The sequence below is a fragment of the Pseudomonas paraeruginosa PA7 genome (assembly GCF_000017205.1).
Classification (GTDB): Bacteria; Pseudomonadota; Gammaproteobacteria; order Pseudomonadales; family Pseudomonadaceae; genus Pseudomonas; species Pseudomonas paraeruginosa.
Genome location: NC_009656.1, coordinates 607666 through 620072 on the forward strand (window position 1 = coordinate 607666; position 12407 = coordinate 620072).

The 12407-nt window shown below is 67.4% G+C and carries 14 protein-coding genes; 7 read left to right on the top strand and 7 right to left on the bottom strand.

Features of this window, described 5'->3' with window-relative positions; all coding sequences use genetic code 11:
- The first annotated feature begins 6 nt into the window (after window positions 1-6).
- Window positions 7-522, top strand: coding sequence for a glycine cleavage system transcriptional repressor (locus PSPA7_RS02790; protein WP_012074059.1), 516 nt, complete (start codon window positions 7-9; stop codon window positions 520-522).
- Window positions 523-1210: 688 nt separating this feature from the next.
- On the opposite strand, the gene rarD is transcribed toward PSPA7_RS02790, so the two are convergent.
- From rarD to PSPA7_RS02825, 7 genes are all read right to left on the bottom strand, one after another.
- Window positions 1211-2107 carry an EamA family transporter RarD gene (rarD, locus tag PSPA7_RS02795; RefSeq protein ID WP_012074060.1) on the bottom strand — a complete coding sequence of 299 codons (897 nt, stop codon included), beginning with the start codon at window positions 2105-2107 and terminating at the stop codon, window positions 1211-1213.
- A gap of 210 nt (window positions 2108-2317) precedes the next feature.
- Window positions 2318-3292, bottom strand: coding sequence for a stress response kinase A (locus PSPA7_RS02800; RefSeq protein WP_012074061.1), 975 nt, complete (start codon window positions 3290-3292; stop codon window positions 2318-2320).
- Between the two features lie 61 nt (window positions 3293-3353).
- Window positions 3354-4112 (bottom strand): TOBE domain-containing protein, encoded by a 759-nt coding sequence (locus PSPA7_RS02805; protein ID WP_012074062.1) that lies wholly within the window; start codon window positions 4110-4112, stop codon window positions 3354-3356.
- 67 nt (window positions 4113-4179) lie between these two features.
- Window positions 4180-4500: a YfiM family lipoprotein gene (locus PSPA7_RS02810; RefSeq protein WP_012074063.1), complete on the bottom strand. Its 321-nt coding sequence runs from the start codon at window positions 4498-4500 to the stop codon at window positions 4180-4182.
- A gap of 41 nt (window positions 4501-4541) precedes the next feature.
- Complete coding sequence (locus PSPA7_RS02815; protein WP_012074064.1) at window positions 4542-5267, bottom strand: ComFC family protein; 726 nt, start codon at window positions 5265-5267, stop codon at window positions 4542-4544.
- A 138-nt stretch (window positions 5268-5405) separates the two neighbouring features.
- Window positions 5406-5699 carry a hypothetical protein gene (locus tag PSPA7_RS02820; RefSeq protein WP_003157986.1) on the bottom strand — a complete coding sequence of 98 codons (294 nt, stop codon included), beginning with the start codon at window positions 5697-5699 and terminating at the stop codon, window positions 5406-5408.
- A gap of 53 nt (window positions 5700-5752) precedes the next feature.
- Window positions 5753-6670: a LysR family transcriptional regulator gene (locus PSPA7_RS02825; RefSeq protein ID WP_012074065.1), complete on the bottom strand. Its 918-nt coding sequence runs from the start codon at window positions 6668-6670 to the stop codon at window positions 5753-5755.
- 128 nt (window positions 6671-6798) lie between these two features.
- Between PSPA7_RS02825 and PSPA7_RS02830 the strand changes: the two genes are divergently transcribed.
- The 6 genes from PSPA7_RS02830 to bioB all read left to right on the top strand — a co-directional run bounded on the left by PSPA7_RS02830 (window position 6799) and on the right by bioB (window position 12348).
- On the top strand, window positions 6799-7557 hold the full coding sequence (locus PSPA7_RS02830) for a 5-oxoprolinase subunit PxpA (RefSeq protein WP_003157984.1): 759 nt from the start codon (window positions 6799-6801) through the stop codon (window positions 7555-7557).
- 64 nt (window positions 7558-7621) lie between these two features.
- On the top strand, window positions 7622-7870 hold the full coding sequence (locus PSPA7_RS02835; RefSeq protein WP_003157983.1) for an acetyl-CoA carboxylase: 249 nt from the start codon (window positions 7622-7624) through the stop codon (window positions 7868-7870).
- Window positions 7871-7880: 10 nt separating this feature from the next.
- A complete protein-coding gene (locus PSPA7_RS02840) occupies window positions 7881-9254 on the top strand; it encodes an acetyl-CoA carboxylase biotin carboxylase subunit (protein WP_012074066.1) in 1374 nt (457 codons plus the stop codon).
- Between the two features lies 1 nt (window position 9255).
- Window positions 9256-10134 (top strand): 5-oxoprolinase subunit B family protein, encoded by an 879-nt coding sequence (locus PSPA7_RS02845; RefSeq protein ID WP_012074067.1) that lies wholly within the window; start codon window positions 9256-9258, stop codon window positions 10132-10134.
- On the top strand, window positions 10124-11101 hold the full coding sequence (locus PSPA7_RS02850; protein ID WP_012074068.1) for a 5-oxoprolinase subunit C family protein: 978 nt from the start codon (window positions 10124-10126) through the stop codon (window positions 11099-11101). The genes PSPA7_RS02845 and PSPA7_RS02850 overlap by 11 nt, the downstream gene beginning before the upstream one ends.
- Window positions 11102-11289: 188 nt before the next feature.
- Window positions 11290-12348, top strand: coding sequence for a biotin synthase BioB (bioB, locus tag PSPA7_RS02855; protein ID WP_012074069.1), 1059 nt, complete (start codon window positions 11290-11292; stop codon window positions 12346-12348).
- The last annotated feature ends 59 nt before the right edge of the window (window positions 12349-12407 follow it).

The window sequence follows — 12407 nt, forward strand, 5'->3', positions numbered from 1 at the left end:
AAGCTCATGGATCACCTGGTCCTGACCGTGATCGCCACCGACCATCCCGGCCTGGTCGAGCGCATCGCCCAATGCATTGCTTCCCACGGCGGCAACTGGCTGGAAAGCCGCATGTCGCGGATGGCCGGACAGTTCGCCGGGATCCTGCGGGTGGCCGTGCCGGCGGAAGGCTACGACGAACTGGTCGAGGGCCTGCAAGGCTTGTCCAAACATGGCATCCGTGTGCTGCTGGCGGAAAGCGGGATCGAGCCGGTGTGCAGCTGGAAACCGATCCGGCTTGACCTGGTGGGCAACGACCGGCCCGGTATCGTCCGCGACATCACCCGGCTGCTCGCCGAGCATGGGGTGAACCTGGAGAGCCTGGCCACCGAGGTGCGCCCCGCGCCAATGAGCAGCGAACCGCTGTTCCACGCCGAGGCGCTGCTGGCGGTGCCCCTGACCCTGCCGCTGGATACCCTGCGCGAGCGCCTGGAAGACCTGGCCGACGACCTGATGGTGGAGTTGGTGCTGGAAGCCTCCTGAAGTTGTTCAGGAAAGCCGGGGACGGGCCTGTGGAAAAACCTTGGGTGAAACCCTGAAGCCCAGGCGCCGCGAGGCTTTGGGGTCATAGCGCGTTTTTTGACCAGCGGCGTTGCGGTTATTCCCAAACCAGGTGGACCAGCCTGTGGGTATTCTGTGTGGATAAGCTTGAAGGCCTCTATCCATGGGCGATACAAGGGTTTGCTCGTTTTCTGAGCAGCCTCTCTTGTGCTTTTGCTTGTGGATTAACCTTCGCCGCTATCTTTGCCCCTGTGCACAAATAACGTGGAGCAGTCTGTGGGTAAGCCGGGGAAGAATCCATGCAGGCCTTTATCCATCGGTAGTCCAGGTGTCCGTACGTTTTTTGATCGATGGCTTTTCTGGTTCATCCACAGTTGCTCACAAAAGCCTTGGGCAGCTTTGTGGATAAGCCTTGTGTATATCGCTGTAACCATTGGTAAGACTGGCGAGCAGAGGTGTGCTCAAAGACTGATCAGGCGCTTTGCAGGGCCTCTTCCGAAGAGTTATCCACGTGCCTGCGGATAGGAGAAGCAGGTCTATGCACAAAGTGCGTGCATGATCCTGTGGAAAAGCCTGGGGTGGATCGCTGAACGTCAGTATTGGCGGGGGATAGGAAGGAGTGCGTGTTTTTTCGCCAGGCTTGCGGAGTTCCGCAAGCCTGGGGATAACGTCAGCCCGGCTGCGGCAGGCGGCGCAGGCTGCGCCAGGCGTCGAGGCTGTAGACGGCCAGGGCGAGCCAGATGAAGGCGAAGGCGGTCAGGCGGCTGGAATCCAGATGCTCGCCGAACAGCAGGATCGCCTGCAGCAGGACCAGCGTCGGCGCCAGGTATTGCAGGAAGCCCAGGGTGGCGTAGGGCAGGTGGCGCGCCGCGGCGTTGAAGCAGACCAGCGGAACCAGCGTCACCGGGCCCGCGGCAACCACCCACAAGGCTTCGGGGGTGCTCCAGAACGCCGCTTCGCTGGTCGGCCCGTCGGCGAACAACAGCAGCCAGACCAGCGCCAGCGGCAGCAGCAGCCAGGTTTCCACCACCAGTCCGGGCAGCGCGGCGACCGGCGCCTGCTTGCGGATCAGGCCGTAGAAGCCGAAGGTCAGCGCCAGTACCAGCGACACCCAGGGCAGGCTGCCGAGTTGCCAGACCTGCTGCGCCACGCCCAGCGAGGCCAGGGCCACCGCCAGCCATTGCAAGGGACGCAGGCGCTCCTTGAGCAGGAGCATGCCGAGCATCACGTTGATCAGCGGGTTGATGTAGTAGCCCAGGCTGGCCTCGAGCATGTGGCCGTTGTTCACCGCCCAGACGTAGGTCATCCAGTTGCTGGCGATCAGCAGCCCGCTGGCGGCCAGCACCACGAAGCGCCTCGGGTTCTGGCGCAACTCGCGCCACCAGCCCGGGTGCTTCCAGAACAGCAGCAGGACGGCGCCGAACAGGGCCGACCAGACCGCGCGCTGGACGATGATTTCCACCGCGGGGATGCGTTCGAGCAATTTGAAGTAGAGCGGGAACAGTCCCCAGATCACATAAGCCGTCAGGCCGAGGACATAGCCCCGACGGAGGTTGGCGGTCGCCATGGAGAATCCTTGAAACGTCAGGCAGGTAGGAGTGGCCGTGCATCGAATGCACGCGCGAGTGACCTGTGAATTCTAGTAGGGGGGCGGCGAGCTTGTCTGCGCACAGTTCCCGCGGAAAAGCACCGGCACACTTGCGGGAGCCGCCGAGGGGCTGTGGATAGAAACGGGCGAATGGCGCTGCGCGCCATTCGCCCTGTACGGAGAGCGCGCTCAGAACAGCCGCAGCGGTTCCTCGTCCAGCGCCGCCAGTTGTTCGCGCAGCACCAGCACCTGCTCGCCCCAGTAGCGCTCGCTGCCGAACCAGGGGAAGCTCGGCGGGAACGCCGGGTCGTCCCAGCGCCGCGCGAGCCAGGCGCTGTAGTGCATCAGGCGGAGGCTGCGCAGGCCTTCCAGCAGGGGCAACTGGCGTGGGTCGAAGTCGTGGAACTCGTTGTAGCCATCGACCAGTTCGGCGATCTGCGCCAGGCGCTCATGGCGTTCGCCGGCGAGCATCATCCACAGGTCCTGCAGCGCCGGGCCCATGCGACAGTCGTCGAGGTCGACCATGTGGTAGACCTCGTCGCGGCACAGCAGGTTGCCCGGATGGCAGTCGCCGTGCAGGCGGATCGGCTGGTAGGGCACTTCGGCGAACAGCGCGTCGACGCGCCTGAGCAGGTCGCGGGCCACCGACTCGTAGGCCGGCAGCAGGCTGCGGGGGATGAAGTCGCCTTCCAGCAAGGTGGCCAGCGAGGCGTGGCCGAAGTTATCCACGGTGAGCGCCTCACGGTGCTCGAACGGCCGGGTGGCCCCCACCGCGTGCAGGCGGCCGAGCAACTGGCCAAGGCGGTAGAGCTGGTCGAGATTGCCCGGCTCGGGCGCGCGACCGCCGCGCCGGGGAAACAGGGCGAAACGGAAGCCGGCAAAACCGAACAGGCTCTCGCCCTCGCGCGTCAGCGGCGCCACCACCGGCACCTCGCATTCCGCCAGCTCGGCGGAGAACGCGTGTTCCTCGCGGATCGCCGCGTCGCTCCAGCGGTCCGGCCGGTAGAACTTGGCGATCAGCGGCTCGTCGTCCTCGATACCGACCTGGTAGACCCGGTTTTCGTAGCTGTTGAGTGCCAGCACCCGGGCGTCGCTGAGATAGCCGAGGCTTTCCACGGCATCCAGGACCAGGTCGGGGGTCAGTGAGTCGAAGGGATGGGACATGACGGGGCATCCAGGGCTCGAAAGTCCCCTAGTGTACGCAAGCCGGCGCGCCCCGGCAGATTCACAGCGGCGTGCCGAGCAGGACCTGGGCCGGGTCGACGGAGACGACCACCTTCCGGCCCTTCTTCAGGCCCAGGCTGGCCAGGCGTTCGCCGGAAAGCAGCGCGCAGAGGGTCAGGCCGCTGCCCAGGCCGATGCGCACCTCGCTCGGGCCGGCCTTGGCCGCGAGGATTTCCTCCAGGGTGCCGTGCAACTGGTTCGGCTGGTCGTCGCGCGGCTCCAGGTCGACTTCCAGCCAGCCGGCCTTGATCAGCGCCAGCACCGGACGGCCGCGGCCGAGTTCGAGCTGCTCGGTGCTGGTGCGGGTGATCAGCGCCTCGATGCGTTGCTGGCCGGGCAGCTCGATGGCGATGCGGTCGTGGAAGCCTTCGCCATGGATCGACAGCACCCGCCCGTGCAACTGGTTGCGCGCGCTGGTGCGCAGCATCAGGCGGCCTATCAGGTTGAGGTCCTCGGCGTCCTCGGCGGCCTGCAGCACCTGTGCCTGCAAGGCTTCCAGGCGCCGGTAGAGGGCCAGCAGGCGCTCGCCCTCGGCGGTCAGCCGCGCGCCGCCGCCGCCCTTGCCGCCGACGCTGCGCTCGACCAGCGGGCGGTCGGCCAGGTTGTTCAGTTCGTCGATGGCGTCCCAGGCGCCCTTGTAGCTGATGCCCACGGCCTTCGCCGCACGGGTGATGGAGCCCAGTTCGGCGATCTGCGCGAGCAGGGCGATGCGTTGCGGGCGGCGGGTGACGTGCTGGGCGAGGGTGGAGAGTGCGGACATGGAGGCTTCGCTATGAGCGGACGTATACGGCGAAGGCTCCAACAGCCCACGGCAAAACGCAAGGGCGTCAGTCCGCGGCCCGGTAGAGGCTGTAGCCGGCGGCGGAACCGGCCACGTCCCAGGCCAGGTCCTTCCAGCTCCAGCCGCTGCCGGCGGCACGGCTGTCGTGGAGCTCCTTGCCGATGCCGAAGGCGAGCGAGAAGCTCAGGCCGAAGCGGGCCTGGCGACCACCGCGCAGGCCTCGTTCATGGGCCGCCTGCATGCCGGCCGCGGCGAGGGCGGCGGAGCTGGCGAAGTGCAGGGCTTTGTCCTGGCCCAGCCAGTCGTCTTCGGCGAAATGGCTGCAGCCGCCCAGCGACAGGCAGGCCGCGACCAGCAGTGCGCGCATGGATCCTCTCCCGTATCGGTTGCGCGGCAGTCTAGCCCAGATCAGCCGGGCTTCGGCGTGCGCGCCAGGCAATAGACGTCGACCCGCGCCGCGCCCGCCCGGCGCAACAGGCGGGCGAGGCATTCGGCGGTGGCGCCGGTGGTGAGCACGTCGTCGACCAGCGCCAGGTGCAGGCCGCGAACCTCCTTGCCGGGGGCCAGGGCGAAGGCGTGGCGCAGATTGCGCCGTCGCAGCGCGGCATCCAGGCCCTGCTGGGCAGGGGTGTCGAGCACACGCCGAAGCAGGTGCGGTGCGCAGCGCAGGCGTAGTTCGCCAGCCAGCCAGTCGGCGAGCAACCGCGCCTGGTTGAAGCCGCGGCGACGTTCGCGGCGTGGCGCCAGCGGGACCGGCAGCAGGCGTACGGGGCGCGGCAGGCCTTCGGCATAGCGTTGCCGCAGGTGCTCCGCCAGCAGTTCGCCGAGCAGCCGTCCCAGCGGCCAGGCCGCCTGGTGCTTGAAGCGGTTGATCAGGCTGTCCAGCGGGAAGGCGTAGCGCCAGGGCGCTATCACCTGCTCATAGGCCGGTGGGCGGCGCAGGCACTCGCCGCACAACTGTCCGTCCAGCGGCAGGGGCAGGGCGCAGCGCCGGCATTGCCGGCGCGACCAGGGCAGCTCGGTCGCGCAGGCTCGGCACAGCGGACGAGGCGGTTGGTCGCTGCGGGCGGCGCAGAGCAGGCAGGCCGGTGCCGGCGCGAGCCAGCGCGGCAGATACTGGAGCGGGAGCGACATGGCGGGACTTCCAGGCGGATGTCACGCCATGCAACGACAGGAACGCCCTGCAGACCAGCCGTCGGCAGCGGGTTCGGAATTCGCCTGTGGATTGCCGAAACGCTCCTTCGGCCTTTGCGGAAACAGCCGACGCGTCGATCAGTGGATAAGCCAGCTCATCACGATCAGGCCGAGCACCGTCCAGATGATCCCGCCAATGATCGAACGGCGCATGAAGGCGCGGATGCCGCTATAGAGCAGCAGTAGGCCGAGCACCAGGAAGACGAAGCTGAACAGCGACGCGTCCATGCCGATGGCCCTGGCCAGGCCGTGGAGGAAATCGTCCATGGCGCTCCAGATGCCGCCCAGCAGGCCGGAAAGCAGGTCCACCACGAAGCGGATGGCCCTGCCCAGCATCTCGCCCAGTCCGTCGAAAAAGCCTTCTGTACCCATGAGTGTCCTGTCCTGAGTGGTCCTTGGGTTGGATCAGAGATTAGCCGCCGGGTTCAGCGCCGGCTGCTGCTTTGTTGCGGGGCGAGGAACGACTGGCGGAAGTTCTCGCGCAAGGCGCGCATGCCGGCGCTTGGCTCGGCGTCGCGGCGCCAGGCCAGGCCGACGCTCATCGACGGCACCGGGTCGACCAGCGACAGGGTCTCGATGCGCTTGCCCTCCAGCGACCAGGGTCGGTACACCAGGTCGGAGAGGATCGCCACCCCCGAGCCGTTGGCGACCATGCTGCGCACCGCCTCCACCGAACTGGTGTGAAGGATCACCCGGGGCCGGTGGCCGCTGCGCTCCCAGTAACGCAGCGCGCTCTGTCCGGCTTCGTCGACGGTGAGCATGATGTACGGCTCGCCGGCCACGTCGGCCAGCCCGAGGTTGGCCTTCTCGCCCAGCGGATGGCGGCTCGGCAGCCAGAGGCGGCGTTCGGAGTTGAACAGGGTCTCGGCGGCGATCCCGGGATCGGTGAGGTTGCCGGTGAGCAGCACGGCGATGTCGTAGCGCCCGTCGAGCAGGCCGCGCTCGATGCTGGCGCGTTCGTCTTCGAACAGTTGCAAGCGCAGCTCCGGGTACCACTGCGCCAGGCGTTGCAGATGGTGGGGCAGGAAGTAGCCCATCACCGTGTAGCTGGCGGCGACCTTCAGGCTGCCGCCGACACGGGTGTCCGGCAGAGGGCTGGCCAGGGCGTCGTCGACGCTGCGCTGGATCGAGTACGCATGGTTGAGGAAGTGCCGGCCGCTGTCGGTCAGGTTCATGCCCTGCGCGGTGCGGGTGAACAGGGCGACGCCGAGCATGGCCTCCAGTTCCTGGATCGCGCTGGTCACCGCCGACTGCGAGATGTTCAGGTGGACGGCGGCCTGGGAAATCTGGCCGAACTCGGCGGTGGCGATGAAGTAGCGAACCTGGCGAAGGGTCAGGGCCATGGAATGGGCGTCCGTAGGAGGTATCGGTTTTTCAGAAACGAGTCTATCGAATAATAAATCTACCCAATACCTTCCGCGGCTTTTACCGTGGCCCCATCCCACAACAAGACAGATGAGGCCAGCCGGCAATGACTGAAGTCGACCTCAATTCCGACATGGGCGAAGGCTTCGGCCCATGGACCATCGGCGATGGCGTGGACGCGGCGATCATGCCGCTGATCAGCAGCGCCAACATCGCCACCGGCTTCCATGCCGGCGACCCGAGCAGCATGCGCCGCACCGTGGAGATGGCCGCCGAGCATGGCGTGGCCATCGGCGCCCATCCGGGCTTCCGCGACCTGGTCGGCTTCGGCCGCCGGCACATCCAGGCACCGGCCATCGAGCTGGTCAACGACATGCTCTACCAGCTCGGCGCACTGCGCGAGTTCGCCCGCCTGGAGGGCCTGGCGCTGCAACACGTCAAGCCCCACGGCGCGCTGTACATGCACCTGGCGCGCGACGAGGCGGCCGCCCGCCTGTTCGTCGAAACCCTGCAACGCCTGGAACCGGAACTGCTGCTCTATTGCATGCCGGGCTCGGCCACCTGGCGCATCGGCCGGGAACTGGGCCAGCCGCTGGTGCGTGAGTTCTACGCCGACCGCGACTACGACCGCAGCGGCTCGATCGTCTTCACCCGGCGGGTCGCCGCCCTCGATCCCCGGCAGGTCGCCGACAAGGTCCTGCGCGCCTGCCGCGAGGGCAAGGTACGCACCGTCGAGGGCGAGGACCTCGACATCGCCTTCGACTCGGTGTGCATCCACAGCGACACCCCCGGCGCCCTGGAACTGGTCGCCGGCACCCGCGCGCACCTGGAGGCGGCGGGCATCCGGATCAAGGCGCCGCGCTGAGCGCCCGTCCCGCGAACGGCTTTTTCTGCCATTTCCTACAACGTTCGAATAATGAGGATTCGTCATGGCCGAACATAACGTGCAGTCCCCCTTGCCCGGCACCTTCTATCGCAAGGCCAGCCCCGACGCGCCGCCCTACGCGGAAGTCGGGCAGGCGGTCGAGGCCGGCAGCGTGATCGGGCTGATCGAGGTGATGAAGCAGTTCTCCGAGGTGCAGGCCGGACAGGCTGGCGTGCTCCAGGCGTTCCGGGTGGCCGATGGCGAGGCCATCGAGCCGGGCCAGGTGCTGGCGGTAATCGCCAGCGCGGAATGAGGAGCCTGCCATGCACAAGCGACTGAACAAGCTGCTGGTGGCCAATCGTGGCGAGATCGCCGTGCGCATCGTCCGCGCCGCCCAGGCCCTGGGCATTCCCACGGTGGCGGTATGCAGCGAGGCGGATCGCGATTCGCTGGCCGCGCGGCTGGCCGACGAAGTACGCCTGATCGGCCCGGCGCGGGCCGACCAGAGTTACCTCGACAGCGAGGCGATTCTCGCGGCGGCGCGGGAGACCGGCGCCGACTCGATCCACCCCGGCTACGGCTTCCTGTCGGAAAACCCTGCCTTCGCCGAGGCGGTGCAGGCCGCCGGCCTGGTCTTCGTCGGCCCGGACGCGCAGACCATCCGTCGCATGGGCGACAAGGCCGAGGCGCGACGCACCGCGATGGCCGCCGGGGTGCCGGTGGTGCCGGGTTCGCCCGGCGAGCTGGACGACCTCGACGCGGCGCTGGCCTGCGCCGAAGAGGTCGGCTACCCGCTGTTGGTCAAGGCTTCCGCCGGCGGCGGCGGGCGTGGCATCCGCATCGCCCGCGACGCCGACGAACTGCGTCGGGAATTCCCCATCGCCCAGCGCGAGGCGCAGGCCGCCTTCGGTTCGCCGGCGGTGTACCTGGAGCGCTTCATCCGCCAGGCGCGGCACATCGAAGTGCAGATCCTCGGCGACGGCGAGCGCGTGGTGCATCTGTTCGAACGCGAATGCTCGCTGCAGCGGCGCCGCCAGAAGGTCTTCGAGGAGGCACCTTCGGCGGCGCTGGACGGGGCGCAGCGCCAGGCCCTCTGCGAGAGCGCCGTGCGCCTGGCGCAGAGTCTCGGCTATCGTGGCGCGGGCACCCTGGAATACCTGTTCGACGCGCACAGCGGCGAGTTCTTCTTCATCGAGATGAACACCCGTATCCAGGTCGAGCATCCGGTCAGCGAGATGGTCACCGGTATCGACCTGGTCCAGGCCATGCTGCGCATCGCCGCCGGCGAGGCGCTGCCCTGGCGCCAGGAAGAGATCCGCCTGAACGGCGCGGCGCTGGAGATGCGGATCAACGCCGAGGATCCGGCGCGCAATTTCTTCCCCAGCCCCGGCACCGTGGAGCGCCTGGCATGGCCGAAGGGCGAGGGCGTGCGGGTCGACAGCCACCTGTATCCCGGCTACCGGGTGCCGCCGTACTACGATTCGTTGCTGGCCAAGCTGATCGTCCACGGCCGCGACCGCAGCGAGGCGTTCACCCGCGCGCGCCAGGCGCTGGAGCGCACCGAACTGGCCGGCATGGCCACCACCCTGCCGCTGCATCGCTGGCTGCTCGCCGATGCGCGGGTGCAGGCCGCGCAGTTCGATACCGGCACCCTGGAAACCTGGCTCGCCGAGCGGGCCGTCGCCCTGGAGACCTGAGATGCACGCGAATATCCGCTACAGCTTCGGCGGCGACGAGCACCTGTTCGCCGAGGTCGCCGAGTCCATGTCGCTGGAAGCCTTCTTCCGCGGCATGGCGATCAGCCGCGCCATCGAGTCCCTGCAATTGCCCGGGGTGCTCGACGTATGCCTGGCCAACGCCTCGTTCCAGGTCCGCTTCGACCCCGACCGGCTGGCCCCGCAGGCGCTGCTGGAGACCGTGCGCGGACTGGAAGCGGAGGCGGTCGCCGCGCGCAGCATCGAGACGCGTATCGTCGAAGTGCCGGTGTTGTACAACGATCCCTGGACCCACGAGACCCTGATGCGTTTCCGCGACCGTCACCAGGACCCGACGTCCACCGACCTCGAGTACGCCGCGCGGATCAACGGCTATGCCGACGTCCAGGCGTTCATCCAGGCGCATAGCGGCACGCCCTGGTTCGTCTCGATGGTCGGTTTCGTCGCCGGCCTGCCGTTCATGTACCAGATGGTCGAGCGCGAGCGGCAGTTGCAGGTACCCAAGTACCTGCGGCCGCGCATCGACACGCCGAAGCTGACCCTCGGCCATGGTGGCTGCTTCGGTTGCATCTATTCGGTGCGCGGCGCCGGCGGCTACCAGATGTTCGGCGTGACTCCGGCGCCGATCTTCGATCCACGCCAGGGCCTGCCCTATCTCGCGGAGTCGATGGTGTTCTTCCGCGCTGGCGACATCGTCCAGTTCCGCCCCATCGAGCGGACCGAATACGAACGCATGGCGGCCGAAGTCGAAGCGGGCACATTCGACCTGCGCATCCGTCCGGTGAGTTTCGATCTCGACGCGTTCCTCGCCGATCCGCGAGGCTGCACGCAACGTCTGCAGGAGGTGCTGTATGTCGATTAAGGTGCTCAAGCCCGGCCTCGCCAGCTCGGTGCAGGACGCCGGCCGCGAAGGCTACTACCACCTGGGCATCCCGCCCTCCGGTGCGCTCGACCAGTACGCCCTGCGCGTGGCGAACCGGCTGGTGGGTAATTCCGCCGACGCGGCGGTGCTGGAGTTCGCCCTGATGGGCCCGCAACTGGAGTTCCAGCGCGACGCCCTGGTGGCGGTCAGCGGCGCGCGCATGCAGCCGCGTCTGGATGGCCAGGACATGCCGCTGGACACCTCGTTCCGCGTGCGTGCCGGGCAGGTCCTGGAGTTCGGCTATCCGACGGCGGGCGCGCGCGGCTATCTGGCGGTGGCGGGTGGCATCGACGTGCCGCTGGTACTTGGCAGTCGCTCCACCTATGGCTTGGGCGCCATCGGTGGCTACCTGGGGCGGCGGTTGCAAACCGACGACCTGCTGCCGCTGGGCGAGCCTCAGGCACAGGCGCGCGAGGGACTGGCACTGCCGCCCTCGCTGGGGCTGGCGCTGGAGAAAGAGGTGATCCTGCGGGTGGTTCCCGGCCTCTATTACCATCGACTGACCGCCGAGGCTGCCGAGCGCTTCTTCGCCGATACCTGGACGGTGGGCTCGGAGGCCGACCGTACCGGCTATCGCTACAAGGGCGGCCAGCCGCTGGCGTTCGAGCCCCGCGAGCAGCCGTTCGGCGCCGGTTCGGACCCCTCGAACATCGTCGACGCCTGCTATCCGATCGGCTCGATCCAGGTCCCGGGCGGGCTGGAGCCCATCGTCCTGCATCGCGACGCGGTGTCCGGCGGTGGCTACGCGATGATCGGCACGGTGATCAGCGCCGACCTCGACCTGATCGGCCAGTTGCAACCGAACAACCGGGCGCGTTTCGTTGCCGTTACCCTGGAACAGGCAATGCAAGCGCGGGCGCAATATCGGCAGCGGCTGAGGCGGCTGGAACTGATGGGGCAAGGCTAGGGCGAAAAGGCCCGGCGATGATGCCGGGCCTTCGCTGTTCAAATTGTGTTCATATGTCGACCTGTGACTTTACGAAGGTTGACAGCGACTCATGCTTACTTATCATGCCTCGAAAGCCTGAACAGCCGCGCCCGTGCCGTGGCGTCACCGAATAACGAGGCGCCACCAAGCGTCGAAGGAATCTCCCCATGAGCGCATCCGCAGCCGTCGCCACCCGCCACGATTGGTCCCTCGCCGAAGTCCGCGCGCTATTCGAACAGCCGTTCAACGACCTGCTGTTCCAGGCGCAGACGGTGCACCGCGCGTACTTCGACCCGAACCGCGTGCAGGTCTCGACGCTGCTCTCGATCAAGACCGGCGCCTGTCCCGAGGACTGCAAGTATTGCCCGCAGTCCGGCCACTACAACACCGGCCTGGACAAGGAAAAGCTGATGGAGGTGCAGAAGGTCCTGGAGGCGGCGGCCGAGGCCAAGGCCATCGGATCGACCCGCTTCTGCATGGGCGCGGCCTGGAAGCATCCTTCGGCCAAGGACATGCCCTATGTCCTGGAGATGGTCAAGGGCGTGAAGAGGCTCGGCCTGGAGACCTGCATGACCCTGGGCCGGCTGACCCAGGAACAGACCCAGGCGCTGGCCGACGCCGGCCTCGACTACTACAACCACAACCTGGACACCTCGCCGGAGTTCTACGGCAACATCATCACCACCCGTACCTACGGCGAGCGCCTGCAGACCCTGGCCTACGTGCGCGAGGCGGGGATGAAGATCTGCTCCGGCGGCATCCTCGGCATGGGCGAGTCGGTGGACGACCGCGCCGGCCTGCTGATCCAGCTGGCGAACCTGCCGGAGCACCCGGAGTCGGTGCCGATCAACATGCTGGTGAAGGTCAAGGGCACGCCCCTGGCGGAAGAGAAGGACGTCGATCCCTTCGACTTCATCCGCACCCTGGCGGTGGCCCGGATCATGATGCCGAAGTCCCACGTACGCCTGTCGGCCGGCCGCGAGCAGATGAACGAGCAGATGCAGGCGCTGGCCTTCATGGCCGGGGCCAACTCGATCTTCTACGGCGAGAAGCTGCTGACCACGAAGAACCCGCAGGCGGAGAAGGACATGCAGTTGTTCGCCCGGCTCGGCATCAAGCCGGAAGAGCGCGAAGAGCACGCCGACGAAGTGCACCAGGCGGCCATCGAGCAGGCGCTGGTGGAACAACGCGATTCGCAGCTGTTCTATAACGCCGCCTCCGCCTGACCATATTGGAAGGGAGGGCGCTGCCTTCCCTTCGTTGCAGCCGTTGATGTCGGCCCTGC

Excerpts from the sequence above, each read along its gene's own strand:
- PSPA7_RS02790 (WP_012074059.1), top strand. The coding sequence starts at position 7 with ATGGATCACCTGGTCCTGACCGTGATCGCCACCGACCATCCCGGCCTG.
- rarD (WP_012074060.1), bottom strand. The coding sequence starts at position 2,107 with ATGGCGACCGCCAACCTCCGTCGGGGCTATGTCCTCGGCCTGACGGCT.
- PSPA7_RS02800 (WP_012074061.1), bottom strand. The coding sequence starts at position 3,292 with ATGTCCCATCCCTTCGACTCACTGACCCCCGACCTGGTCCTGGATGCC.
- PSPA7_RS02805 (WP_012074062.1), bottom strand. The coding sequence starts at position 4,112 with ATGTCCGCACTCTCCACCCTCGCCCAGCACGTCACCCGCCGCCCGCAA.
- PSPA7_RS02810 (WP_012074063.1), bottom strand. The coding sequence starts at position 4,500 with ATGCGCGCACTGCTGGTCGCGGCCTGCCTGTCGCTGGGCGGCTGCAGC.
- PSPA7_RS02815 (WP_012074064.1), bottom strand. The coding sequence starts at position 5,267 with ATGTCGCTCCCGCTCCAGTATCTGCCGCGCTGGCTCGCGCCGGCACCG.
- PSPA7_RS02820 (WP_003157986.1), bottom strand. The coding sequence starts at position 5,699 with ATGGGTACAGAAGGCTTTTTCGACGGACTGGGCGAGATGCTGGGCAGG.
- PSPA7_RS02825 (WP_012074065.1), bottom strand. The coding sequence starts at position 6,670 with ATGGCCCTGACCCTTCGCCAGGTTCGCTACTTCATCGCCACCGCCGAG.
- PSPA7_RS02830 (WP_003157984.1), top strand. The coding sequence starts at position 6,799 with ATGACTGAAGTCGACCTCAATTCCGACATGGGCGAAGGCTTCGGCCCA.
- PSPA7_RS02835 (WP_003157983.1), top strand. The coding sequence starts at position 7,622 with ATGGCCGAACATAACGTGCAGTCCCCCTTGCCCGGCACCTTCTATCGC.
- PSPA7_RS02840 (WP_012074066.1), top strand. The coding sequence starts at position 7,881 with ATGCACAAGCGACTGAACAAGCTGCTGGTGGCCAATCGTGGCGAGATC.
- PSPA7_RS02845 (WP_012074067.1), top strand. The coding sequence starts at position 9,256 with ATGCACGCGAATATCCGCTACAGCTTCGGCGGCGACGAGCACCTGTTC.
- PSPA7_RS02850 (WP_012074068.1), top strand. The coding sequence starts at position 10,124 with ATGTCGATTAAGGTGCTCAAGCCCGGCCTCGCCAGCTCGGTGCAGGAC.
- bioB (WP_012074069.1), top strand. The coding sequence starts at position 11,290 with ATGAGCGCATCCGCAGCCGTCGCCACCCGCCACGATTGGTCCCTCGCC.